At 55.8% G+C, this 24,889-nt stretch carries 21 protein-coding genes and 1 tRNA gene; 3 read left to right on the top strand and 19 right to left on the bottom strand.

Annotation, left to right across the window (positions count from 1 at the left end; genetic code table 11):
* Positions 1 to 78 precede the first annotated feature (78 nt).
* From LARV_RS20390 to LARV_RS13265, 4 genes are read right to left on the bottom strand one after another with little or no spacing between them, the layout of a single operon-like run.
* A complete protein-coding gene (locus LARV_RS20390; protein ID WP_075074091.1) occupies positions 79 to 324 on the bottom strand; it encodes a hypothetical protein in 246 nt (81 codons plus the stop codon).
* A 14-nt stretch (positions 325 to 338) separates the two neighbouring features.
* Positions 339 to 782, bottom strand: coding sequence for a vitamin K epoxide reductase family protein (locus tag LARV_RS13275; RefSeq protein ID WP_075074090.1), 444 nt, complete (start codon positions 780 to 782; stop codon positions 339 to 341).
* 9 nt (positions 783 to 791) lie between these two features.
* Complete coding sequence (locus LARV_RS13270; protein WP_172797872.1) at positions 792 to 2,048, bottom strand: molybdopterin molybdotransferase MoeA; 1,257 nt, start codon at positions 2,046 to 2,048, stop codon at positions 792 to 794.
* A gap of 28 nt (positions 2,049 to 2,076) precedes the next feature.
* Positions 2,077 to 4,338, bottom strand: coding sequence for a RelA/SpoT family protein (locus LARV_RS13265; protein WP_083522559.1), 2,262 nt, complete (start codon positions 4,336 to 4,338; stop codon positions 2,077 to 2,079).
* 159 nt (positions 4,339 to 4,497) lie between these two features.
* On the opposite strand from LARV_RS13265, the gene LARV_RS13260 reads away from it, so the two are divergent.
* Positions 4,498 to 5,379, top strand: coding sequence for a hypothetical protein (locus LARV_RS13260; RefSeq protein WP_075074089.1), 882 nt, complete (start codon positions 4,498 to 4,500; stop codon positions 5,377 to 5,379).
* Positions 5,380 to 5,430: 51 nt separating this feature from the next.
* Here the strand turns inward: LARV_RS13260 and LARV_RS13255 are convergent, their stop codons facing one another.
* The 3 genes from LARV_RS13255 to LARV_RS13245 form a co-directional block, all read right to left on the bottom strand.
* Positions 5,431 to 6,123, bottom strand: coding sequence for an HAD family hydrolase (locus tag LARV_RS13255; protein ID WP_075074088.1), 693 nt, complete (start codon positions 6,121 to 6,123; stop codon positions 5,431 to 5,433).
* Positions 6,124 to 6,195: 72 nt separating this feature from the next.
* Positions 6,196 to 7,362: an NAD(P)/FAD-dependent oxidoreductase gene (locus LARV_RS13250; RefSeq protein WP_075074087.1), complete on the bottom strand. Its 1,167-nt coding sequence runs from the start codon at positions 7,360 to 7,362 to the stop codon at positions 6,196 to 6,198.
* Between the two features lie 6 nt (positions 7,363 to 7,368).
* Positions 7,369 to 9,453, bottom strand: a complete 2,085-nt coding sequence (locus tag LARV_RS13245) for an FAD-dependent oxidoreductase (protein ID WP_075074086.1) — start codon at positions 9,451 to 9,453, stop codon at positions 7,369 to 7,371.
* Between the two features lie 208 nt (positions 9,454 to 9,661).
* On the opposite strand from LARV_RS13245, the gene pfkA reads away from it, so the two are divergent.
* Positions 9,662 to 10,630, top strand: coding sequence for a 6-phosphofructokinase (gene pfkA, locus LARV_RS13240; protein WP_075074085.1), 969 nt, complete (start codon positions 9,662 to 9,664; stop codon positions 10,628 to 10,630).
* A gap of 36 nt (positions 10,631 to 10,666) precedes the next feature.
* Here the strand turns inward: pfkA and prfB are convergent.
* The 8 genes from prfB to LARV_RS13200 all read right to left on the bottom strand — a co-directional run bounded on the left by prfB (position 10,667) and on the right by LARV_RS13200 (position 18,264).
* Positions 10,667 to 11,765 (bottom strand): peptide chain release factor 2 gene (gene prfB, locus LARV_RS13235; protein ID WP_152031797.1). Its coding sequence is split into 2 segments (ribosomal slippage): positions 10,667 to 11,698 and positions 11,700 to 11,765, totalling 1,098 coding nucleotides; the frame shifts between segments, so codons are not numbered across the junction.
* Between the two features lie 11 nt (positions 11,766 to 11,776).
* Positions 11,777 to 12,685, bottom strand: coding sequence for a signal recognition particle-docking protein FtsY (gene ftsY / locus LARV_RS13230; RefSeq protein ID WP_075074083.1), 909 nt, complete (start codon positions 12,683 to 12,685; stop codon positions 11,777 to 11,779).
* Between the two features lie 41 nt (positions 12,686 to 12,726).
* Entirely contained in the window at positions 12,727 to 13,776 is a 1,050-nt protein-coding gene (rlmN, locus tag LARV_RS13225) for a 23S rRNA (adenine(2503)-C(2))-methyltransferase RlmN (RefSeq protein ID WP_236709977.1), read from the bottom strand.
* Positions 13,777 to 13,792: 16 nt separating this feature from the next.
* Positions 13,793 to 14,581 carry an HAD-IIA family hydrolase gene (locus LARV_RS13220; RefSeq protein ID WP_075074081.1) on the bottom strand — a complete coding sequence of 263 codons (789 nt, stop codon included), beginning with the start codon at positions 14,579 to 14,581 and terminating at the stop codon, positions 13,793 to 13,795.
* A 78-nt stretch (positions 14,582 to 14,659) separates the two neighbouring features.
* Positions 14,660 to 15,265: an ATP-dependent Clp protease proteolytic subunit gene (locus tag LARV_RS13215; RefSeq protein ID WP_075074080.1), complete on the bottom strand. Its 606-nt coding sequence runs from the start codon at positions 15,263 to 15,265 to the stop codon at positions 14,660 to 14,662.
* 29 nt (positions 15,266 to 15,294) lie between these two features.
* Positions 15,295 to 16,731 (bottom strand): trigger factor, encoded by a 1,437-nt coding sequence (gene tig, locus LARV_RS13210; protein ID WP_075074079.1) that lies wholly within the window; start codon positions 16,729 to 16,731, stop codon positions 15,295 to 15,297.
* Positions 16,732 to 17,083: 352 nt separating this feature from the next.
* Positions 17,084 to 17,866 (bottom strand): COG1470 family protein, encoded by a 783-nt coding sequence (locus LARV_RS13205; RefSeq protein ID WP_075074078.1) that lies wholly within the window; start codon positions 17,864 to 17,866, stop codon positions 17,084 to 17,086.
* 316 nt (positions 17,867 to 18,182) lie between these two features.
* A tRNA-Leu gene (locus tag LARV_RS13200) sits at positions 18,183 to 18,264 on the bottom strand.
* 96 nt (positions 18,265 to 18,360) lie between these two features.
* On the opposite strand from LARV_RS13200, the gene LARV_RS13195 reads away from it, so the two are divergent.
* The gene (locus LARV_RS13195) at positions 18,361 to 18,777 is read left to right on the top strand and encodes a hypothetical protein (protein WP_152031796.1); all 417 of its coding nucleotides are present in this window, start codon (positions 18,361 to 18,363) and stop codon (positions 18,775 to 18,777) included.
* 49 nt (positions 18,778 to 18,826) lie between these two features.
* On the opposite strand, the gene LARV_RS20875 is transcribed toward LARV_RS13195, so the two are convergent.
* From LARV_RS20875 to LARV_RS13175, 4 genes are all read right to left on the bottom strand, one after another.
* On the bottom strand, positions 18,827 to 20,938 hold the full coding sequence (locus tag LARV_RS20875; protein ID WP_075074076.1) for an acetate--CoA ligase family protein: 2,112 nt from the start codon (positions 20,936 to 20,938) through the stop codon (positions 18,827 to 18,829).
* 378 nt (positions 20,939 to 21,316) lie between these two features.
* Positions 21,317 to 22,312 (bottom strand): 2-hydroxyacid dehydrogenase, encoded by a 996-nt coding sequence (locus LARV_RS13185; RefSeq protein ID WP_075074075.1) that lies wholly within the window; start codon positions 22,310 to 22,312, stop codon positions 21,317 to 21,319.
* A gap of 19 nt (positions 22,313 to 22,331) precedes the next feature.
* Positions 22,332 to 24,191 (bottom strand): molecular chaperone HtpG, encoded by a 1,860-nt coding sequence (gene htpG / locus LARV_RS13180; RefSeq protein ID WP_075074074.1) that lies wholly within the window; start codon positions 24,189 to 24,191, stop codon positions 22,332 to 22,334.
* 120 nt (positions 24,192 to 24,311) lie between these two features.
* The gene (locus LARV_RS13175) at positions 24,312 to 24,857 is read right to left on the bottom strand and encodes a hypothetical protein (protein ID WP_075074073.1); all 546 of its coding nucleotides are present in this window, start codon (positions 24,855 to 24,857) and stop codon (positions 24,312 to 24,314) included.
* Positions 24,858 to 24,889: the final 32 nt, after the last annotated feature.

The raw sequence follows: 24,889 nt of genomic DNA, 5'->3' as shown, positions 1-24,889 counted from the left end.
ACCCCGGTCGTTCCGGGGTTGAAAAAGCTGTAAGATCAGCCAGGGGAAAACATCGAAGGTTTTTCAGCCCTTGGGTAGTTACTGGTAATTCGTTTCTTCTTCGTCATCTATCCAGGTCTCGTCTTCCTCGTCCTCGTCTTCGAGTTCTTCCCATTCTTCTGTTTCTTCGTCTTCTTCCTCTTCCCATTCATTCTCGTCAACGGTTTCCGCCGTTGGCGAATATGTCTTGCAGCCGGCGTCCGGATCTAACTCAACCAGAGCAGCGCTGCAATAGCCTTCATCGAGGAAGGCGCAATCAATGTAATGGCAACGAATTTTCGGCATCTTAATCCTCCTGCCTAAATAATTTCATCTGTCTGCGAGTGAGCTAGACGTGCCACGTTCAAACCCAACAGGGCCAACATACAAATCGCTGAAAGAACACAGAACGGACAGATCGCGTGAATGACTGCGATTTCCAAATAGGTCAGGTATGCCGAGAAGAGGACTCCGATGAGGGATAATCCGAAATTGATCAGCACGCCTTGAGTCTTCCAGAAATCAGCGCGTCTTTCCAACAGGTACAGCGCGAGAATGGCCAGATAGGCAAGTGCGCCTAGCACAGAAACTGGAACACCAGCGATCATGGAATAACGGCTGGTATTGACCGTCCAACAATCACCAACACCCTGGATGCACATGGCTTTGTTGTTGGTGTATTTCAGGATGATCAAATAAACCGCATCGATCCATCCGATCGCCGCAATTATCAGGCTCCACATCCAAATCTTGTTGATTTTCATGAATAGTTGTCAATCCCATCCCGTTTCGGGAAATAATGGATAGACATTCACCTCTGCTCCAGTAGGAAGCGATTTTACCTCAGAGGGCAAAATCAGTAAAGCATTTGAACGAGTTAATACGAATAAATTTCCGGAACTTTGCTGCCCGGCGAGCTTAACGAACCAGTTCCCGTGCTGGTTTTCGAGGATTGCGCGCAAATAACTCTCCCGACCGTCCGATTCAACCGGTTCGAGCAATTTGGCATGGATCGAATCCAAGAACCAGGTTGCGGCGCCAGACATCTTATTCAGGGCCGGCAAGACGAAAATCAGGCAGCTAACAAAAGCCGAAACCGGATTTCCAGGCAAACCGATGACCGGAACGTTCCGAAAACGCCCGAAGGCCAGCGGTTTCCCCGGGCGCATGTTTACTCTCCAGAAGGTCAGGTCGCCTTGCTCGGTGATGATCTTTCGAACATAATCGTAAGCGCCAACGCTGACCCCTGCCGATGTTATCAGAAGGTCGATCCCGGAGGCGGCATAATTTTCCAGGGATTCTCGAATGGCCACCTCATCGTCTCCGACGAAGCCCATGTGCGTGATGACCGCGCCGTGCTCCTGAAGAACGGAAGCCAGGAGATACGAATTGGCATCATGGATTTTTCCGGGCTGCAGGGGTTTGGATGGATCCAGCAATTCATCCCCGGTGGAAAGAAGCGCAATCCGGGGTTGACGGTAGACCTGTACCTGGGGGATGCCCAATGAAGCCAACAGACCAATATCCGGCGGGCGCAAGCGGTGCCCGGCCGGAAAGAGTTGCGTTCCGGCCGTCAGATCCTGTCCACGCGGGCGCAGCGAGTCGCCGGGCAGGATCGGGCTGAAAATTCGAACCTGCCGGGGTATGGGAACGGCCAGTCCACGAATACCGATGTCCGTCGCTTCGACCATGACAACGGCGTCCGCGCCCTCCGGTAGAGGAGCGCCGGTCATGATGCGGGCTGCCTGTCCTCTGTTCACACGAAAGGCCGGATTCGTTCCGGCCGGGATATCCCCGATGATGGTCAAAACCACCGGCGAGGCGGAAGAGGCGTTCAGCGTATCGGCCGCCTGTACGGCGAAACCATCTGCGCTTGAGTTGGTAAACGGGGGCAGGTCGGTGTCGGTAATGATCGGGGTTGCGAGTCTGCGACTCCGCGCGGATTGTATGGGGATGAGCTCTGTTGCCAGGGTTTGAATGGCATCCAGAATAATCGATTGGGCTTTCGAAACCGACAAGAGTTCGGGCAAAGGGATCTCCTTCAACGAATAATCATGGTTAACCGGGCTTTAGCCGGTGTGCTTCCATAACGTTGGGCAGATTCTCGATGCGCGTCAGGGTTCGACTCAACTGGGTGATATCGCCCACTTCGATCACCAGTTTTATCGTGGCGAGGTTGTGAGCCACTTTCAGACCAATATCCAGTAAATTGATCCCTTCATTGCTCAGTATGTTGGAGATATCTCCCATCAGGCCCTGACGGTCGTAGGCTTTGATCTGGATCGTAATCGGGTAAGTCTTCTTTACCTCTCCCCAGGAGACTTTCACCAATCGTTCCCGGTCGGTCAGACGCAGAATGTTGGGGCAATCCAGGCGGTGAATGGTCGCTCCGCGGCCGCGGGTGACATAACCGATGATTTCGTCTCCGGGCGCAGGATTGCAGCAATGGGCAATGGTAGTCAGGATGCCCTTCAGCCCCAGGACGTTGACGCCGTTGGAACTGGCCCGGGGTTCGGCGGTGGGCCGGGTTTCCGGCAGCAAATCAAACTCATTCTTTTCACTGCTCAACTCGCTGAGGCGATTCATGATCCGGCCCAACGAGATATCACCGCAACCCAGGGCCACGTAGAGGTCATCGGCGGTCTTGAACTCGAATTGTTGCGCCAGATGATCGAGATCGATATCCGTCATGCCCAACCGGCGCAGCTCGCGATCGAAGATCGCCTTGCCCTGGGAAAGATTTTGCTCGCGATCCTGTTCCTTGAACCACTGGCGAATCTTGCTGCGCGCGCGCTGGGTTTTGACCAGCCCCAGGTTGGAGTTCAACCAATCCCGGCTGGGACCGCCCTGTTTGGCGGTGAGGACTTCCACCTGATCGCCGGTGTGCAGGATGTAATCCAGGTTCACCAGTTTGCCGTTGATCTTGGCGCCGCGGCAGCGGTTGCCAATTTCGGTGTGGACGTGATAAGCAAAGTCGATCGGCGTCGATCCCGCCGGAAGGTCGATGATGTCGCCGCGCGGCGTGAAGACATAAACCCGATCCTGGAAAACATCGGTCTTCATGCCATCCACGAATTCAGCCGCATCTTCGACTTCCTGCCGCCATTCCATGATGCGGCGCAGCCAGTTGATGCGCTTTTCGTAGATTTCGTCCATGCCGCCTTTCTTTTCTTTATAACGCCAGTGGGCGGCGATGCCATATTCAGCATTCTGGTGCATTTCGGCGGTGCGAATTTGCACTTCGAGCGGCTTCCCATCGTCGTAGAAAACGGCCGTGTGCAGGGACTGGTAGAAGTTGTCCTTTGGCGCGGCGATGTAGTCGTCGAATTCATGCGGAACGGGGCGCCAGTGGGTGTGGATCACGCCCAGCGCGGCATAGCAGGAGGGTATGTCTGGAACGATCATGCGCACACCGCGTAAATCGAGCACCATATCGAAGGCTTTGCCCCGGTCGATCATCTTGTGATAAATGGAATAGATATGCTTCGGGCGGCCGGAGATTTCAGCTTTGATATTGTTGTCTTCCATCATCTTGGCCAGCCGCTGGATGATCTGTTCGATCTGTTTTTCGCGATCGCTCCGTCTTTCCGCCAGATTTTCTGCAATTTCTTTGTATTTTTCTGGATTAGTGTAGCGGAAGCCCAGATCTTCCAACTCCCATTTAATTTCCCAGATGCCCAGGCGATTGGCCAATGGAGCAAAGATATCCAGAGTCTCGCGCGCGATGCGAAGGCGTTTATTTTCGGGCATGTAGCCCAGGGTGCGCATGTTGTGAAGGCGGTCCGCCAGTTTGATCAACACCACGCGGATGTCTTCCCCCATGGCCAGGAATACTTTTCGGAGGGTTTCATTCGCCAGATCCCGCTTCCGGCTGCGCATGGCGGCCGCCTCGGCAGCCGCGGCTTCAGCAGCGGCCGTTTCCTGGGCCGTGCCGGCAACCGGAACGGGTTGAGGTTCTAATTCCTGTTCATGCTGGTCGCCGCGCGAAACGCGCGGCAGATTGGTTAACTTGGTAACCCCATCCACCAGATTGGCGATCTCTTCGCTGAATTCGCGTTTGATGTCAACCAGGGTCACATCGGTGTCTTCAACTGTATCGTGCAATAACCCGGCGACTACGACCGCCGGCGGAACTCGCAATTCAGCCAGAATGGTTGCCACGGCCACGCAGTGGGTGATGTAAGGTTCACCGGAGGCGCGTTTTTGTCCGGCATGGGCTTTCTCGGCAAAATAATAGGCGCGCTGGATTAATTCCCGGTCGATCACCGAATAGGATTCCGGGAGAGCCTGCATTAATCCATCGAGAAAAGAGGTCTGCATCAGATCACTTCCAGAAGGATTGTCTTCATGGATGTGATAGTATACCCTTACCCGCGGTGGAATAACAAGACCTGTGTGGAACTTTTTCTAATGAAGAAACGTTTATAATCCCATGGGCAGCAAGCCTGCCCAATCCATCCTTTTTGAGGAAGAATCATCATGAAACGAAAGAAGAACCTCGTCCCCCGACTGCAGATCCCGGCCATTGTACTGGCGTTGCTCGTAATCCTGGCTGCCTGTAACGGTCCAGCAGCCGTTCCGAGCGCCACGCAAACGGAAATACCGCCAACCCAAATTCCACCGACCCAAATTCCACCGACTCAAATTCCCTCCACCCTGGTTCCACCGACCCAGGCCAGCGCTTCCAACCCGATCACAGAAAGCGGATCGATGCGGATGGACCTGAACGGTGTGGCTCAGATTCTCCTCTCGCAGGTCGTTCCAGCGCCTGCGAGCAGCACCGATGCTCCATACTGGGAGCAGATGCCGGAGTATGAAATGCTGACGCTGGAAGGATATCCCATTACCAATCATCTGATGTCCGCGCAGATCTTCATTTACCCGGTGGCTGAGATGACGGCTGCGAATGAAGGCGCCGGGAAAATCGCCGCCGACCTGCAAACCCTGCTGCAAAACCAGCAGATTGGCAAGAACCTGCCCTTCCTGCCCATGTACAACGCCGCCCAGGTGATGCACGCCCAGGTAAGTTTTTTGAACTTCAAAAATGGCAGCGGTGTTCGCTACCTGACCCAGTTCGATCAGGCGTTCCTGCCGATCAACAACCACGAATTGATCTACACGTTCCAGGGCCTGACCGCTGACGGCAAATATTATGTAGCCGCCGTCTTACCGGTGAATCTGGCCAGCCTGCCGGCGGATGGCCAGGTGACCGGTCAGGAACCGCCCGAGTTCACCAACGATTTTCCGAAGTACCTGGAAGACGTGGTCACCACTCTCAACCAACAGACTGCCAATGCCTTCACGCCGGACTTGAGCGCCTTGGACGCCATGATCCAATCGATGGAAATCCACGGTTCTTGATATTCAAAGCAGCAGAGAACAGCCCGGCTGGATAAGCCGGGCTGTTGTTAATCAGTCCGAGGAGTGGCTTAAATCCGGCCGATAGCCGTCGAAAACCTGAAGGATTTTTACAAGCGGATAATCAACCAGGGATGGGATGACCAGATCGGCCTGGCGTAAATCCAGATGAACGGAAATCGCATTCGGATAGGCGACGCAGGCCAGATTGGCCGATTTGGCGGCCTGGATGCCCATGGGTGAATCCTCGAAGACGATGGCTTCGTTCGAATCGATTCCCAGGCGATCAAGGGCAAGTAAGAACAACTCCGGATCCGGTTTCACCCGTGTAACATCATTCGAGGTGCAGATGACATCGAAATAATCGGCTGCGTGTAGCCGATTTAAACCCGATTCCACCCAAGTTCGGTTCGAACTGGAGGCAACTGCCATGCGCAAATTACGCTGGCGGGCCTGCTCGAGAAGCGTTTCAATGCCGGGGCGCAGGTTTTCTTTCTGAATGGCTTCGATCGAACGCGCTTTGAACTCTGCTCGCAGCCGTTCGCCGTCGATGGGAAGGGGAGTCTTGGAGTGCAGATCGCGAATCGGGTCGAAAGCGTCGGCTGAGGTGCCCAGGCATTTGACCCATTCCTCGAGCAGAAGCCGGGCCCCGTGAGCGCGGTAGATATTTTGCCAGGCAGTCAATTGAGGGGTTTCAGTGTCAACCAATAAACCGTCAAAATCGAAAATAAGGGCTTGAATATTCATAGGGGGTAATTTTACAACCAAACGCATAAAAAGAGAGCGGAGAATTCCTCCGCTCTCTTTTGGATCGATGTGTTATTGTAATTTTTCCGGACCGCCAAACTTCCGGTACGGCGAGACGATTTCAAGCGTTTCGGCGTCTTCCGGAACGGTCTGGTTCGTGACCAGGCGCGACACCAGTTCGCCCACGCTCGGGCCCAACATGAAGCCCTGGCCGCACAGGCCGACCGCCAACATGAAACCGGGTACCTCTTTCGACCAGCCAACGATCGGCGTCGCGTCCGGGGTCATGGGATAGAGGCCGCGCCAGGTGCGCCGCACCCGGATGTTCTTCAGGCGCGGCATGATCTCGACCATGCGGCGGGATACCATCGGCAGGTAACTGCTGGTCTCGCGTGTGTCATATCCCCAGATATTAGGGCTGGGGGTGATGCAGAAGATGATCTGGCCGGTCAGGTGCTGGTAGAAATAGTAGTTGGCCGAACCGGGCGCCGGCCGGATATCGACGATCATCGGATCCAGGAAGTGCGCCACCGGTTCGGTGATGGCCGCTTCGTGACAATCCGGATGGACCGGGATATCCAATCCGACCAGCTTGCCGATCTCATTGGCCCAGGCGCCGGCGGCGTTGACGACGACGTCTGCGCCGTAGGTGGCGTGGTTGGTGCGCACCGCGGCGACACGGCCGCCGTTCAAGACGATCTCTTCGACGGGTTCATTGAAACGAAATTCAACGCCATGCAGGAGCGCCTGATGATAGAAGGCATGGGATGCCAGCAGCGGGGACGCGCTGCCGTCCTTTGGAGAGAAGGTGCCGCCCAGCAGGTGATCGGGGTTGAGATCCGGCGTCACTTCGAGCATCTGGCGGGCATCGAGCCAATCGATGTTCAAACCGTAGGCTTTTTGCTTCGCCAGAAGTTCCTTGAGCGTTTTTTCTTCGGCTTCGCGGTAGACCGGGTACATATACCCGCCCTGGTACCATTCGATATCGTCGCCGCAGGTTTCTTTCCAGGTGGAGAAGATTTCGATGCTGCGCAGGCACAGGCGGATTTTCGCCGGGTCGGAGTGCGTGGCGCGAATGCCGCCGATGGCTTTCTTATTCGATTCCTGGCCGACGCTTGGGCAACGATCCAGTACCAGCACTTTAAGGCCCGCCTTGGCCATGCTGAGGGCGGTGGGCGTGCCTGTGGAGCCGGAGCCAATGATGATCACATCATAATGCGAGATTGGGTTGGCAGTCATTGTGCTTCACTCCTGCTCTTTTTCGCCGGCGAAAGTGCCCAGCGTAACTTCGACAAAGATCGGGCGCTTGGTGCTTTCGGTGATTTCTTCATTGGCAATGCCTTCTTCCTTAAACAAGCGATGGATGATGGCATTGCATGTCTTGGATCCGCAGGCGCCCATTCCGGCCCGCGTGACGATCTTGATCTCGTTCATGTCGCGGTACCCCTGGTGGATCAAACCGCGGATTTCGCCGGCAGTGACCCGCTCGCAACGGCAAACGATCATATCGTCGGCGATGTGGGGGATGTATTGATCCAACGGCTGGGTGATGGCCGGTCCCTGCACGCGGATACCGGCGATATGGCTGGCAATCTCATACGGCGCCTGCACCTGGACTACCAGGGTGCGGTCGATGTTGGGAATGCTGTGGACTGAAACCACTTCCAGGTCGGCCAGGGCGGACCCTTCCGTATCCAGAACCGTCACGACATCCGATCTGTGGATTTCTTCGCGCGTGAATTCATAGGGGATGGATACGATCGGCATATCCGCATTGCCGCGCGAATCGACCAGGGTGATGGCCAGACCGGGACAGCCCGCCACACAGCGTTCACAGGCTTCACAACAATAATTGTTGCCCAGGAAACTGGGAATCTGGCGGATATCCTTGGTATCCACGTAGATCAACCCGTGCGGGCACAGGGTCGAGCATGGGTTACAGGGGATTTCCTGGGTGCAGTGAATGACGGGCATGACGCCGGCGTTGACCTCCGGCAGATCCTCGCTCATCGTCCGTCCCGGGCGGGACTTGAGGATCTCACTGGTGCGGTACCAGGAGCGTGGAATTTCTTCGGTGGCGATCCCCAGGCTGCGCGCAATTTCGACGCCGCGAATTTTGCCGGAGAATATGGCTGCCGAGGCTTCGGCGATTTCTTCAGCGTCGCCGGCCACATAGACGGTCAGGCCAAAATCTTTAGCTTTGAGGTAGAACTCGTTGACTGGATCGAGACCGACCGCCACCAGGACGCTGTCGCATTCGAAAGATTGTTCGGTGCCGGGAATGGGTTTGAAATTCGCATCCACCTGCGCAATGGTGACCGATTCAACCTTGTCCTGGCCGTTGGCGCTCAGGACCGTATGCGAGGTGTAGATCGGCACGCCCATACGGGTGAGTTTGTCCTTGTGGACCTTGTACCCACCGCATTCCGGCAAGGCTTCCGCCAGCCCGACGACGCCGATGCCGGCCTGCAGCGCATGGTAACCGGCGATCAAACCGACATTGCCGCCGCCGATGATGAACAGCTTTTCAGCGGGCTTGACGAGATCCCGGTTGACGAGCGTCTGGAAGGCGCCCGCGCCAAAGACGCCCGGCAATGTGTTGCCTTTGAACGCCAGAAATTTCTCACGTGCGCCGGATGCCACCAGAAGGACCTGGGGCTTGACCAGCACATATTCAGCGCCGTTCTTTAGAATGCCGACTTTCTGATCGCTGAAGACGGCCAGACAGGTGCTGCGTGTCCAGATTTCAACGCTGGGATACTCGCGCAGATCTTCCTCGAGGCGGGTGGCGATGTCGATGCCGCGCGTTCCGGCGTAGACCGCGTTGGTGGAGCCGAAGAAGCGGTGCGTTTGCAAAACCAGCTTGCCGCCCAGGCGGTGCTTATCATCGATCAGGAGAACCTTGACACCGCGCTTGCCAAGTTCGATGGCGGCCGATAAACCTGACGGTCCACCGCCAATGATCAAAACCGGGACCTCGATATCCTGGACGGCCTCCATATCGGGCACCTGGCTGACTTTGGGCAGGTCGGGCAGGCCTTCCATGGGAGCAATCTGCATGTTCTCTTCGACCAGTTCCATGCAGGCCTTCAAAGGCTTTCCATTGGCGATCACCATGCATTGTGAGCACTGACCGTTCGCGCAAAAGATGCCCTGCGGTGAATGGTCGCGGTGGTGATGGCCGAACACATGAATACCGTGCGCAAAAAGGGCCGACGCGATGGTCTCTCCCCTGAGAGCGCTCAGCTTTTGTCCTTGCCAGAAGAATTCAATCTCATCCCGCTCCGGGATGGGTAAGATGGGGTGTTGCCTGATCCGGAATTCTGTCATTATGTTCCCTTTGGGAATGGAATGTCACGTGCGGATGCAGTTGATTCAAGCGGATTAATTGAATCATTCGGAATTGTAACAAACCAATCCGGTTTTCCGGCACTGCAATTTAGCCTGTGTTGGCCTTCTGAGTGTCATAACTTTTAATTCGTGCTAGAATTTCATAAATCTGGTTTGTTGTCTTATTTTCGTCATAAGGAAGGGCATCATGAAGAGAATCGCCGTTCTGACCAGTGGTGGGGATGCTCCGGGTATGAATGCCGCGATCCGGGCAGTTGTGCGAACGGGACTTCACCGCGGCTGGGATGTGTTTGGCGTCAGGTTGGGATATGAGGGCCTGATCAGTGGCAAGATCGTGCCTTTAGGCGCGCGAGACGTCGGCGGGATCATTCAGCGCGGCGGGACGATTCTGGGCAGCGCGCGGTCGCAGGAATTCAAGACCGAGGAAGGCCAGATCAAAGCCATCCGGAACTTAAATGAAGCTGGCATCGATGGCCTGGTGATCATCGGTGGAAATGGGTCCCAAACCGGCTCGTATGCACTTTCCAAACATGGTTTCCCGGTGGTGGGAATTGCGTCGACCATCGATAATGACCTGTTCGGTTCCGAAATCACCATCGGCGTCGATACAGCCCTGAATATTGCATTGGAAGCCATCGACCGTTTGAAGGTGACCGCTTCGTCGCACCAGCGCGCCTTTCTTCTCGAGGTGATGGGGCGCGGCTGCGGCTACCTGGCATTGATGTCGGGGCTGGCCGGCGGAGCAGAGATGGCAGTCATCCCGGAAATTCCCGTGACCCCGGAACAGATCGCCGACCGACTGCGAAAATCGTATGAAAAAGGCAAGGCGCACGCCATCATCGTCGTCGCCGAAGGCGCCGATTACAACGCGGACAAACTGGCGGCTTATTTTTCCGAACACCGCGAACGCCTGGGTTTCGAATTGCGCACCACCCGGCTCGGTTACGTTCAGCGGGGCGGCAACCCGGGTGCATTCGACCGCATTCTGGCGAGCCGGTTAGGCGCGGCCGCGACCGATGCGTTATCGAAGGGCGAATTTGGCGTCTTGAAGGGCCTGGTCAAAGGCGAAATCCAATCCACACCGCTGGAAGTGGTGGTCAACACCAAAAAACAGATCGACCCAAATCTGTTCGAACTGGCGGAAATATTGGATTAAGTTGAAAAAATCCCCGCTCGAACGGCGGGGATTTTATTATTCTTTTGCAGGATCAAGGCGCCAGCGCAGATACGCTTCGATGAAACCATCCAGGTCGCCGTCCAGCACAGCCTGAGCGTTGCCAACTTCATACTCCGTGCGATGATCCTTGACCATCTGGTAAGGATGCAGCACATAGGAACGAATCTGGCTGCCCCATTCGGTTTTCACATATTCACCGCGTAGATTGGCCAGTTCCTTGTCGCGTTCCTGCTGGGCGATATCTTCCAGACGAGCCTGCAGCACGCGCATGGCGCTTTCGCGGTTCTGCATCTGCGAGCGTTCGTTCTGGCAGGAGACGACCAGACCGGTGGGCAGGTGGGTGATGCGCACCGCAGTCGAATTCTTTTGCACGTTCTGTCCGCCGGCGCCGGCCGAGCGATAGACATCGATGCGCAGATCTTCTGGGTTGATCTGCACCGTGGCCGTTTCGGAGGTGACCTCCGGCAGGACTTCCACCTGCGCAAAGGAGGTATGCCGACGGTGAGCCGAATCGAAGGGCGAGAGGCGCACCAGGCGGTGCACGCCCTTTTCGGCGTGCAGATAGCCATAGGCCAGGCGGCCTTTCACGCTGATGGTGACGCTCTTGATGCCGGCTTCCTCGCCTTCGGTGAGGTCCAAAACTTCGGCTTCGTAGTTGTGGCGTTCGATCCAGCGCAGGTACATGCGTTGCAGCATGGCGGCCCAATCGTTCGATTCGGTGCCGCCGGCGCCCGAACTGATGGTCAGCAGGGCGTCGCCTTTGTCATAAGGTCCGGCCAGGAGGGTGCTGAGCTCACGCTGCTCGAGTTCCTTCTCGATCGGCTCCAGCTCTGCCTCCAGATCGGGTTGCAGGCTCTCGTCTTCCAGTTCGGCTAATTCCAGCGAGCTGGTGATTCGGTTTTCCAACTTCCGCCAGCCCTCGAGTTCGTCGCGCAGGTCGGCCAGATTCTTCATGATCCGTTGCGCATGCTCGCGGTCGTTCCATAACTCAGGGTCTTCGGATTTCTTTTGTAAACTCGCGATTTCTACTTCTTTGCCGGGTAAGTCAAAGATGCACCATGAGTTCATGGATTCGGTCTGCGGCGCTACGCAGGCGTTCGATCAAATCTTGCATGCTTCCTCCAGCTAATTCTTGAGTCCTAAAATCCCATCCACGAAAGCTTCGCGGTCAAAGGGCTGCAAGTCTTCGGGGCGTTCGCCCAATCCGGCGTAAAGAATTGGAAGCCCAAGTTCTTTTTGAATGGCAAATGCCATTCCGCCCTTGGCGGATGAATCCAGCTTGGCCAGGATGACGCCGCTCACCTGGGCGGTTTCCTTGAAGGCGCGCGCCTGTTGGAGGGCATTCTGTCCGGTGGTCGCATCCAGGACCAGCCAGGTGGCGTGGGGAGCCCCCGGGAGGGCTTTGCCGACCACGCGATAGACCTTCTTGAGTTCTTCCATCAGGTTGTAGCGCGTGTGCAGACGCCCGGCGGTATCGATCAGGACGATATCCATCTTGCGGGATAACGCCGCCTGCACGGCATCGAATGCCACCGCTCCCGGATCGCCCTCCGGTTGGCCGGCGATGACCGGGATGTTCAAACGTTCTCCCCATACCTGAAGCTGATCGACCGCTGCGGCGCGGTAGGTATCTGCCGCAGCCAGAAGCACCTTTTTGCCCTGCATCGCATATTGGCGGCCCAACTTGGCAATGGTTGTGGTTTTGCCCGAGCCGTTGACTCCGACCACCAGCACGATGGTTGGCTTATGGCTGTCAAAGTCCACGGCCGGGGCGGCGTCCAGACGGCGGATCAATTCAGCCCGTAAGCTGGATTGAAGCTCATCCGTATGGGTGAGACCCTCCCTGTTTACCAGGTCCTGCAAGACAGCCAGAATCGATTCGGTGGTCTCAACGCCGAGGTCGGCTTGAATGAGGATGGCTTCCAGCTCGTCCCAAGTCTCAGCGGAGATGTCCGTTGCGCCGAAGAGGGTTGCCAGGCGGCCAAAGGCCACTTTGCGAGTACGGTTGAGTCCTTCAATCCATTTATTGAACATATGCTTCCCGGCGTGTGATTATAACACAGCCCGGTTCCCCATCAGTCGGCGGCGTGTTCCGTGGCCAGTTGGCCGCAGCCAGCCTGAATATCGATTCCGCGGCGCAGGCGCACCGTGCAGGGTATGCCCGCTTTTTCGAGCTCGGCGCGAAAGGCTTCGGCGCGTTCGCGGGTACTGCCCGTGCCGCTAAATTGATGGGTCGGGTTGAGTGGGATGACGTTGACATGGCATAACATGCCTTTGAGCAGGTGGGCCAGCGCTCGCGCCTGCTCGGGGGTGTCGTTGACGCCCTGGATCAGCGCCCATTCGAACGTCAGGCGGCGCTTGGTGGCGTCGATATATTCCCGGCAGGCCTGCATCAACTCGGCAATGGGGTACCTCTTATCGACCGGCATCATGCTGGCGCGCAGTTCATCATCCGAGGCGTGCAGGCTGATCGCCAGGTTGATCTGACGTCTTTCCAAGGCAAACTGGCGGATCATGGGTACCAGGCCGACGGTGGAGATGGTGAAACGGCGCGCGCCCAGGTTGAAGCCGTCCGGGTGGTTCAGGCGGTCGATGGCGGCCAGGGTATTGGCGTAATTGTGAAATGGCTCGCCCATGCCCATGACGACCACGTTGGTGACGGCTTTTCCTTCCTGTTTGAGCTGGCGCGCATAGACCATAACCTGTTCGACGATCTCTCCGCTGGAGAGATGGCGTTTGAATCCCATCTGCCCGGTGGCGCAAAAGGCGCAACCCATGGCGCAGCCGGCCTGCGAGGAGATGCACAGGGTCTGGCGGTGTTCGTAGCGCATCAGCACAGCTTCGATGGAACGGCCATCTGCCAGGCGGAACAACGTTTTTACCGTTTGATGATCACTGGATTTCAAGACCGCCGCCGGCGTCAGACCGCTAAAACGCAGTTCCGCCGCCATTTTTTCGCGCAGGCTCGCGGGAAGCGGGGTAAATTCCTGCGGAGTCTGCCACAACTGACAATAGATGCCCTGCCAGATCTGTTTGGCGCGGTAAGCCGGTTCGCCCCAGGAAAGCACCAGCTCTTTAAGCTGATCCAGGTCAAGGTCGAAAATCAAAGGTCGTTCCGTTTCCATCTGGCTCATTCTCTTACTATATCATATCGACCAACTGGCTCAGGTCGCCGGCGACGTAATCCGGCCTGGGTTCCCAGGTTTGCACATCCTCCAGCGAGGTGACGCCGCTCAAAACCAACCCAGTACGGCAGGCGGCGCGCTGCCCGCCCAGGATATCCGTGTCCAGACGGTCGCCGACCGCCAGGGTGTGGCTTGCGTCCACTTTGAGAAGGTCCAGTGCCATATAATACATATCCGGCGAGGGTTTGCCGGCAATGATCGGGTGAACGCTTGTGGCGGCTTCCAGGGCTGCGAGGATCGAACCGGCACCCGGGATTAGCCCATCCGGGGTCGGAAATGTGCGATCGGGATTGGTGCCGTAGAAGGGGATTCCTTTGCGGATGAGCAAAGTGGCCCACCGGAGTTTGGCATAGGTCAACTGGCGATCCATGGCAGCCACGACGGCGATGGGATGGTCTTCGAAACTCGCCGCGCAAAATCCCTGCGCGGCCAATGCATCCACCAGACCTTCTTCGCCAATCACATACACCGGGCCGCCCTCGGGAAAATCTCGCTTCATGCGGAAGGCGGTCGCCTTGGCGGAATTGATCACGCGCCAGGTCTCGATGGTCACCCCGTAACCGGCCAGCCTTTCGGTGTACTGCTCCGGGGTGCGGGTGGCGTTGTTGGTTGCCAGAATGACCTGGATGCCTTTCGCCTGCAGGCGTGAAAAAATGGACGGCAGGTCGCCGATCGTTTCCTGGCCCTTCCAGAGGACGCCATCCATGTCCAGAATCATGGCCTGGATGGGAAGCGAAAATTGCATCAAAACCTCGTTCTTACACGCAAGCCGGATAGCAGATGCCATCCGGCTTGCGATGTGACTTGAATTGGTTCGTACCGGTTACTTCTTGGGCGCAACCAGCACCTGGTCCACCAGGCCGTATTCGACTGCCTGGTTGGCATCCATATAGAAGTCGCGCTCGGTGTCATGCGCGATCGTCTCGAGGGATTGGCCGGTGGAATTCGCCATGATCTCATTCAAGCGGGTCTTGAGACGCAGGATTTCACGCGCCTGAATTTCGATATCCGAAGCCTGACCCTGCGCGCCGCCCAGGGGCTGGTGCATATGGATGGTGGCATGCGGCAGCGCATAGCGCTGGCCTTTGGTGCCGGCGGTCAGCAGAACGGTGCCGAAAGAGGCAGTGACGCCTACGGCCACGGTGCTGATCTTGTTGGGAATCATTTGCATGGTGTCGTAGATGGCCAACCCTGCATAGATTTGCCCACCCGGCGAATTGATGTACATCTGGATGGGTCGTTCGGGATCTTCCTTGCTCAGATAAAGCAACTGCGCAACGGTTACATTGGCGACCTGATCATCGATCGCCGTGCCCAGGAAGATGATGCGTTCCTTGAGCAGCAGGGAATAGATGTCATAAGCCCGTTCACCGCGGCCGGATGACTCAACGACCATCGGGATGACCGATTCGAAATTCGGAATGGACATAAACCCTCCTAGGTGTTTATGCGACGACGTTATTTGACTGCGTCGTTTTCAGCCGGCTCGCTCTCACCGCCAGGAGCTTTTTCGCCGGCTTCGGTAGCTGATTCGGCGGCTGCTTCAGCTTTGGGTTCAGCAGCAGCTTTTTCAGCTTCGCCGGTGGCGATCGCCTTGAGCCGGTCCAGGATGCGCTGATTGTACAGGCGGGAAACGGCATCCATGGCGATGGCATTCACCACGCGTTCGGTGACTTTCTTGGGGTTGAAGCCCGGTGTCGCTGAGAGTTGGTTCAACGTGCCATTGACGGCATTGTTCACTTCGGCTTCAGCCAGTTCGATTTTCTCAGCCCGGCCAAGCTCTTCCAACACCAGTGAGCGAGTCAGGCGCTTCACGGCCGCCGGGGTAACCTGTTCGGCCATGAAGGTTTCGCGGTTGGTGTTGATGAGTTTAAGGTAGGTATCCAGGTCGAGGTTATTCTTGCTCAGATCCTCGGTGAGATGCTCCAGGATGTGTTCCTTTTCATCCTCGAGAACCTGAGGCGGGTACTTGATTGTGGATTCGGACGCGATCTGCTCGAACAACTCATCGAAGAACTTCTCATCGTATTCGTGCTTGGTGTTGGCTTCCAATTGCTTGACAGCCGACGCCTTAAGTTCTTCGAAGGTGGAGAATTCGCCCATGGTCTGCGCAAATTCGTCGTTCAACTCCGGCAGGTGCAGCGACTTGATGCTCTGCACGGTGATGTGGAATTCGACTTCACGACCGCGCAGTTTCTCATCCTTGTCGTCTTCGGCGAACGTGTGCTTGACGGTCTTTTCAGCGTTGGCTGACAGGCCGATTAATTCCTCGGCAAATCCAGCGTACGGCCAATCCTTGTCGGAAAGGGTATCCTCGCCGATGATGACCTGGGCGGGTCCGTCCTTGATGACTTCGGCATCCTCGCCCTCAGCCGGTTGGGTAAGATGACCGCTCAGCATGTAGTAAACCAGATCACCCTTTTCGGCCGGGTGTTCGACGGGTTCGGCGGTGGCGTAGCTGGTCTGCAGGCGGCGCAGGTACTCGTCAATCTGTTCTTCGGTGACGGCCGGAGCTTCGTACTCTTTGCGGATGGCTTTGTAATCGCCCAGAGTAACCTCGGGGGCCAGCGGTACGATGAAGCTCAATTTTACCGGATCGGTGGAGAGAATATCCTCCAGGGCGCCCGGCGCGCCGGGCTTTACGCCGGCTTCGTCAAGAATCTTCGAATACTGATCATCGACCAATATCTCGATGGCCTGCTTTTGGATCGCATCGTCGCCATAGGTGCGGCGGACGATATCATAAGGCGCCTTTCCCGGGCGGAAACCGGGAATGCGGGTTTCCTGGGAAATCTTGCGGGCAGCGCGACGCTTGAAGCCTTCCATGGTTTCAGCGTCGAACTCGGCGATAATCTTGACCTGATGGTCTTCACGTGGTTGGGTTTCGATTTTCAATTCAGCAATCCTTCAAAAAATGTACTATTCCTTGGTGAGGAATGAGGGACTTGAACCCTCAAACCCTCCAGCAAACAATTGATCTGCCGTCGGGCGCGTCCCGTGCGTTCCACACATGATAAATCGTGCGAAGGAGGCTGTGTTCCAGCCGCTTTCGGCGTAGAATTATACCATACGAGCCTTATTCTAAAGGCTGTACATAAGAATTGCATCAGATTGGAGGCCGGAAGGCCAATATTCCCGGGATCCCCTCCAAACGCCGCCGATGACCTGCACCGCAGGATGGGTCAATGTTCGTCATCCAACCTGCGCGGTCCTATTCAAAATCCTCAATCTCGAAGGATCAACGGCCTTACTGGAAGATTTTCTTGATCGTATCGCTTTCAAAGATGGAAAGGATCAATAAAATTTCCAAAAGGAACCACATCAGCGCCAGGAAATACCATTCGATCAAATTTGACGCCATGGCGAGGATGATAAAAGCCGCAAGCCCGATCATTCGGTATAACGTCCGGGGCGTGCGCTTGATCTCCTCGGAGTTGGATCTCCAGAACAATCCGAGTCCACCCCCGACCAACAAGATCATGACCGACGAGATCAGGATGAGAATTTGCGTCCCGTGCAAATTTCCCAACCGGTGAACAAACACGGGACAATGCCGGCTGATGGAAAAGGCATTCAACCTGCCGGTCGCGAAGAATATCCGCACCTTGATGGAATCATTGAGCATGTTGCTTTCCGCAACCAATGTCTGGCTGAATTCCTTCGTTTCGCCGGGCGCGAGCGAGAACTCTTCTTTCAATCGGGTGTAGCTGTCTTTTCGTTCCCGTTCACCGACCAAAATCTGGATGACGGGTTGGATGGGCTGGTCGGTTTTATTCCTCATGCGTATCGAGAAATTGCCCGTCTCGCCGGGGGTGAGCAGCAGCGGGCATTGGAAGCCTGTCACCGCAAGTTCTCCGTTGTTATCGGAATAATCGAAATCGATCGGTTCCGGATATCCCCAGAACGACCATAGATCGATGTATCCGTAAGCCACTCGAAGGTTGAACGCAGTTCCGATCAACAAGCCCAGTATGTAGAGAAAGCCACCGATGATCAAACCAGTTTTGTGCGCCTTGCTCCTCGAGTTCATTTTTGTTCTCCGTGATTCAGAAAATCGGACTCATGGATTGGGTGTTATGGGATCGTCCGCGTGAAGACCTGCGGAAGAGAGAATGAGAGCGTAGCCTTCGGATGGATGATCATAAAATGTTATGGATGGTTTACGCTGAAGAACCATCCGGCCGGTTAACTAGTAGTAAAAACGACACTGGGGTTGGAGAATCAATATTCGGGTCTGCATCCGATAAAACTTATCAATCAATTATATCCAGAATGCAGAGACGATAATAACGAAATTACCTTAAAATATTGCGAATTTGTTGCGGGATGAAAATATGATCAATCAGTGGGGAATGAGGGACTCGAACCCTCACGCCTTGCGGCACATGATCCTAAGTCATGCCTGTCTGCCAATTCCAGCAATTCCCCAGTTTCACTTACCGCAAAGATTATAAAGGCAAGTCAAAAGCGCGTCAACATCGTTTATAATCCTGGATTATTAACCCTACATCTGGGAGGATATCCTTGAGCCGAGTGATCAATCCAGACAGCGCTGGAAAAGAACGCAACCGTCTGAGCCGGTCGGTCGTCCTGGCCCTGCGCGAATTGATGCGCCAAAACGAGCCAAATGACACTGCACACGATCTGGCAGCTTATATTGCTCTGGCATTGATGGAAATCAATGAAACCGTAGAGACTTCGTTGGTAGCCTGGGAAAAACGGGGCTACTGGGTCAAAGCGGATCGATTCCGCATGGATTGGGAATGGTCCGGCCGGTTGGGGCAGTCGATGCGCCAGGCGGTGTTGGCCGAAGATTGGGCAACGGTGGCCGGATTGGCCGCCCAGGTGGGGCAAAAACTGGTGAAAGTTACCCTGCCGGAGCGGCACCGCCTGGGCACACCGTGGGTGGGGGCCTGGGAATTGCTCAAGAACGGAAAATAAAAAAGTGGCGCGGCCTTTCGGACCGCGCCACTTTTTGGTTTAGAAAGCTTTACTTTTTCTTCAGGATGATGCGGGCGTCCACGACCTTGATGCCCTTGGTTTCTTCGTAGACCAGAACGGGATTGGCGTCCGATTCGCTGATTTCGTCAGCCAGGTCGACGATCATGTTGGCGTACCGGCAGATGGTGTCAGCCATGGCTTCGCGGTCACGCGGCTTTTCGCCGCGCACACCCGCCAGGATGGGAGCGCCGCGGATTTCACTCAGCATGCGCAGAGCCTGCCCGTGGGAAACGGGTGCAACCCGGAAGGTGACGTCCTTGAGAACTTCGACAAAGATGCCGCCCAGGCCGAACATCATGGTCGGGCCGAAGGTTGCATCGTTGACCGATCCGAGGATGACTTCGGTACCCCAGGGAGCCATTTCCTGAATCGCGATGCCGTGGATGTTGGCATCCGCCTTGTAGGCTTTGGCGTTGGTCAAGATTGTCTTGAAGGCGTCCCGAACGGAGGCTTCGTCTTTGATGTTGACCTTCACGCCGCCGGCATCCGACTTGTGCAGGATTTCAGGAGAGACGATCTTCATTACAACCGGGAAACCGATCTTCTTGGCGAGCGTTACCGCTTCGTCTTCGGTCTTGGCCAGATAGGTCGCTGTGGTGGGCAGACCGTAAGCGTTGAAGACCTGTTTGGCTTCGATTTCGGTCAGGGCGCCGCGGCCATCGATGCGCGCGCGGCGAATGACTTCCAACGCAGCTTCGCGATCGACTTTAATGTCCATGCCAAGTGATTCAGTGGCCATTGCTTTCATACGGGAGTATTCACGCAGGGCAGCCATCGCATTGACGGCGATATCGGGCGCATTGTAAGCCGGGATGCCATTCTCGACCAGCCAGCGCATGGCTTCTTCGGAGCGTTCACCGCCGACGAAGGAAACCGTGACCGGTTTATCTTTTACACCGGCTTCATCAACAGCCTTCTTGATGCCCTGGGCAATTTCCATTGGGTTGGTCATGGCGGTTTCGCAATACAAGACAACCATACCATCCGTCCAGGAGTGGGCGAGGGCGAAGCGAACGGAATCGGCATACCATTCGTTTCCGGCCATACCGGTCAAATCGACCGGATTCTTGGCGGAACCGAATTCGGGCATGTGTTTCTTGAGTTCCGTCTGAACCTCAGCCGGCACGAATTTCAGCGGCAAACCGTAGCGTTCAGCAGCATCGGTGGCGAGCACGCCGACGCCGCCGCCATTGGTGATGATGACCAGATTGTCACCTTTCATGGGCGGCTGAAGAGAGAGCGCCAGGGTGCGATCGAAGAGATTATTCAGGTCGGAGGCCTGGATGACGCCGCTTTGCTGGAAGGCAGCCCCGTAGACCTTGGCCGCGCCGGCGAGCGAACCGGTGTGCGAAGCAGCCGCGGCTGCGCCGTGCGCCGAAACGCCCGATTTCAAAGCGATAATCGGTTTGGAGGATTTGCGGCTGGCTTCGATGAATTCCCGGCCATCCTTGAAGCCTTCGATGTACAGGGAGATACAAGTCGTCTTGGGATCGTCATCGAGGAGGTTGATCACATCCGCGAAATTGACATCCGACATGTTGCCGATGGAGACAAGCTTATCGAAACCGACGCGGCGCGTATAACTTGCGGCATCCAGCGCGATGAGAAGCGCGCCAGATTGTGAAATCAAGGCTGCCTTGCCGGGCAGCGGCAGGAAGGGCGCGAAAGACGCATTCATCTTGTCCGAGTTGGACAGGGTGCCGACAATGTTCGGTCCCAGGATGCGCACGCCGTACTGCTTGGCGACGGCTACGATCTGGTTTTCCAAATCGCGGTTGCCGACTTCACTGAAGCCAGAGGTGATGATAATGACGCCCTTGACGCCTTTTTTACCGCATTCTTCGACGACAGAGAGGCAGAATTTGGCAGGCACGGTAATGACGGCTGCGTCGATGGATCCTTCGACATTGAGGACACTCGGGTAAGCCTTCAGGCCAAGGATTTCGGGCGCGGTGGGGTTAATGGGGTAGATGGCGCCCTCAAACCCGGACTTGATCAAATTATCGATAACTGTAAAACCAATTTTACCAGGCGTGGCTGAAGCGCCAACCACTGCGATGGATTTTGGGCGAAGAAGCCCGTTCAGAGCTACACGATCCATAATTTTCCTCCTTGGAATGGATGGTTGATAAACAAGGAAAGGGTGCAAAAGTATAGTATACCCCTCACACCATTTTACGAACGAAGGTTATTGATATTTCTTAAGGTTCTTTATAAAAGCACATAAAAACCCTCCCGCAGAGATCAATCTATTGGGAGGGGTTTAATCCCTTGGATGGGTTTGAACATTTGACGGAGATACTGTCGAGGGGTGGTTAAAATCTTCATCTCATCATACGGTAATTTCGTCAAACTCGATTGTGAACAATGACTCAATTTTATGCGTTTTTTGACAAACAAAAGTCCTCAATTATCCGGTATTTTCGTCATGGAATTCGGCGATGTCATTTTCCCCGGCGGATGCGGAGATGAAACCTCTTCAGCGCGGCCCCGATACTTCATAGACCTCGGGGTTGACGCAGAACGGCAAGCGTTTCCCCTGCAAACCGGCGATCAGGTTATCGGCTGCCATCAGCGCCATGCGCAGTCGGGTCTGCTTGCTGGCGCTGGCGATATGCGGCGCAATGACGACGTTGTCCATTGCCAACAGGGGATGATCCTGGGGAATGGGTTCGGGTTCGAATACGTCCAGGCCGGCAGCCCCAATTGGACCGTTTCGCAGGGCTTCGGTCAGCGCCTGTGGATCCACCAGACCGCCGCGGGCGGTATTGATGAGGATGGCGCCGGGTTTCATCATTGCCAACTGTTGCCTGCCGATCATATGGTAATTCTCGGCCGAAAGGTAACTGTGCAGGCTGACGAAATCAGATTCGGCGAGCAGTTGGCCGAGGGTGACGAAATGCGCGCCCAGTTGTTGTTCGGCTTCCGGATTGCGTTTCAAATCGGTATACAGGATACGCATGTCGAAACCCCTTGCGCGCCGGGCAACGGCCTGCCCAATGCGCCCCATGCCGATGATACCCAGCGTGGCGCCGCTGACATCGGTACCGGTCAGGACGAACGGCCCCCAGGGATGCCAGATGCCCTGCCTGACCTGGCGGTCAGCTTCAGGAATGCGACGAGCCGTGGCCATGATCAACGCCCAGGCCATGTCGGCAGTCGTTTCGGTGAGCACGCCGGGCGTATTTCCAACTGGAATTCGCTGCGCGTTAGCCGTTTTGACATCGATATTGTCGAAACCTACCGCCATCTGGCTGATGACTTTGAGTTTTCCGTGCGCGGCCGCGATTACTTCCGTGTCGATCGGATCCGTCAGGAGAGTCAGCAGGCCGTCCATGCGTCCGGCGCGATCGATCAGGATACTCCTGGGCGGGGGAGAATCGAACGGCCAGACTTCGACCTCTGCCACGGCGCGGATTTTCTCCAGGGCCGGTTCGTGGATCAGGCGGGTTATAAAGACGGCAGGCTTATCCATTGCACATCACCTCGGATCATTATTTGAGGGCTTTTAGAATGATCTGCTGAATACGATCGACCATCTGGGAGGGTTCCACGGGCAATCCTTCCATTATTTGGGCGTTGGCAAAGATCTGTTCGACCATCAACGAAGCCGAAACGTCATCTTGTCCTAACCGTGCCAATGCCTGAATGATGGGGTGGGAGGGGTTGATCTCGAGAACCGGTTTGGGTGTGTCGAGATCTTTTTGCAGAATGCGGTAAACACGCTGGATTTCTGCGCTGGGGCCCTCTTTCGGTTGGACCAGGCGCACAGGCGATTCGACCAGGCGATCGCTCAAACGGGCATCACTGATCCTGTCCGTCAAGACCGTCTTGAAGCGCTGCAGGATCGATTCGGATTGGGCCTCATCCATCAGTTTTTCGGCTTCAGCCGGTTTTTCCGTCTTTTCAGGGGCGGCCGGCAGGTCAGCCGTCGCGGCGTCGGCCAGGGTGTGATCCCTGTACTGGGTTACATTGAGCAAGGCGAACGAGTCGATCGGGTCGGCCAGGATCAGCACATCGAGTCCTCGCGAACGGAAAGCTTCCAGGTGCGGGCTGTGCAACGCGGCCATTTCGCTGTCGCCCAACAGGTAATAGATCTGATTCTGTTCCGCGGGAATATTATCCAGATATTGGTCGAAACTGATCCAATCCTGGGGATGGTTGAGCGAATGGAAACGCAGCAAGGGCAGCAGCGGCTCCGAGTTTTCCTTGGGCGTGGCGATGCCTTCTTTGAGAAAGCTTCCATAAACCGTCCAGAATTTCGTGTAGGTATCCGAATGATCCTTCGCCAGGGATGCGAAGTGATCCAGGACCTTCGAAGTGAGCAGCTTTTTCAACTGTCCCATGGTGCGGTTCGATTGAACGGATTCCCGCGAGACGTTCAGAGGTAAATCCTCCGAATCGACCACACCCGCCATGAAACGCAGGTATTGGGGCAGCAAATCCTTGCAGTACTCCTGGATCAATACTTTGCGGGCGTAAAGTCGCAAGCCATCCGTTTTTCGGGTGGATACGATGCCGGGCTCCGCCGAGGCGGGGATATAGAGGAGTGCGTAGACCTGGACCGGGGCATCGACCGAAAGGTGAAGCCAGCTCAGCGGAGGTTCAAATTCGAGGGTAAGCTGGCGATAATAGTCCTGATAGTCCTTTTCCTGGACCTGACGGGGTTGCTGGCGCCACAGAGCCGTCTGGCGGTTGGCCTGTTCCTTGTTTTCACCGACGTAAATCGGGAAGGGAACAAAATCCGAATGGCGTTTGATGATCTGGCGGATACGTTCTTCTTTGCAGAATTCGAGATATTCGTCTTTGACGCGCAGAATCACTTCCGTGCCGCGCTCATTTTTCTCTGCCGGACCCACTGTAAAAGTATCCGCGCCGGTCGAGAACCACACCGCGGGCGCTGCCTCGGGCTGGAAAGAGCGCGAGGTCACCCGAATCCAATCGGCCACCATAAAAGCCGAATAAAAACCAACCCCAAACTGCCCGATTATATCTTCGACCTTTGCCTCGCCCGAACGGGCCGCTTCGAGAAAAGCGCGGGCTCCGGAATGCGCGATGGTGCCCAAATTTTCAGCCAATTCCGCAGCGGTCATGCCAAGCCCGGTATCCCGGATGGTCAAGGTCTTGGCGTCCGGGTCGGCGGTGATCCAGATGCCCAGTTCGAGTTCAGGATCCTGTATTTCACGTTTCGTCAGCGTCTCGAAGTTTAGACGCGTCAGGGCATCGGATGCATTGGAAATCAATTCTCTCAGGAAAACTTCTCGTTCTGTATATAACGAGTGGATCAAAATTTCGAGTAATTGGTGAGTTTCTGCTTTAAATGGGACGGGATTGTTCGAATTCATGTCACTCATATCTGCACCACCATGGATGATCGATGTGTCTCTCTGGGAGTCGAGTAGAATTTTGGTGAAAGAAAAACCAGCCGCCTGGTGAAAGCGGCTGGCTCTATTTTACTCTTTTTGCTTACGCCATCATAGGGAGGCAAAAATGCTTGCTTCCAACCTGACCTGCAAGAAAGGAACCTTGAGCGTGCCGAGTGAAGGCAGCAGGCTGTTCTTGATTTCAGCGTCGTAGATGGACGTGAAACTCTCGTGGGCCACATCCAGGTATTTCTGCAGGTTGCTCTGTTGGGTCATGCGCATTTTGCCGCTGATGCGCGACGATCCAAGGAGAATCACGGCCGGCACCATCATCCGGTTGGGTTCGGTCGGGTCATAATCCAGGGGATCGCTGGCGGGGGGAATGAGGTGATAGGCATTCACCACGCTGACCGGAACGATCATCTCACGATGGCTGGCAGGCTGAACATTCCCGGTGGTGGTTGTTAGCAGCATCTTGGCGCCGTATAAGAAGATTTTATCCGGCGCGGCGTTGGTGCGCAGCCAGGTGCTGACCCGGATGGCTTGTTTTACAACCACTTCACCCCAGATGAGGGCGTTTACCGTGTAGAGCATGAGCCCGGCTGCTCTTTCATCTTCAGCCAATGTGTAAAGAGAGGTGGGTGTCGTTTCGGTCATCATGCCTCCTTGAAGCGATGCTATTTTATGAT

This window comes from Longilinea arvoryzae, assembly GCF_001050235.1.
Classification (GTDB): domain Bacteria; phylum Chloroflexota; class Anaerolineae; order Anaerolineales; family Anaerolineaceae; genus Longilinea; species Longilinea arvoryzae.
The sequence above is the reverse complement of the archived record's forward strand: the minus strand, read 5'-3'. Positions and strand labels throughout refer to the sequence as shown.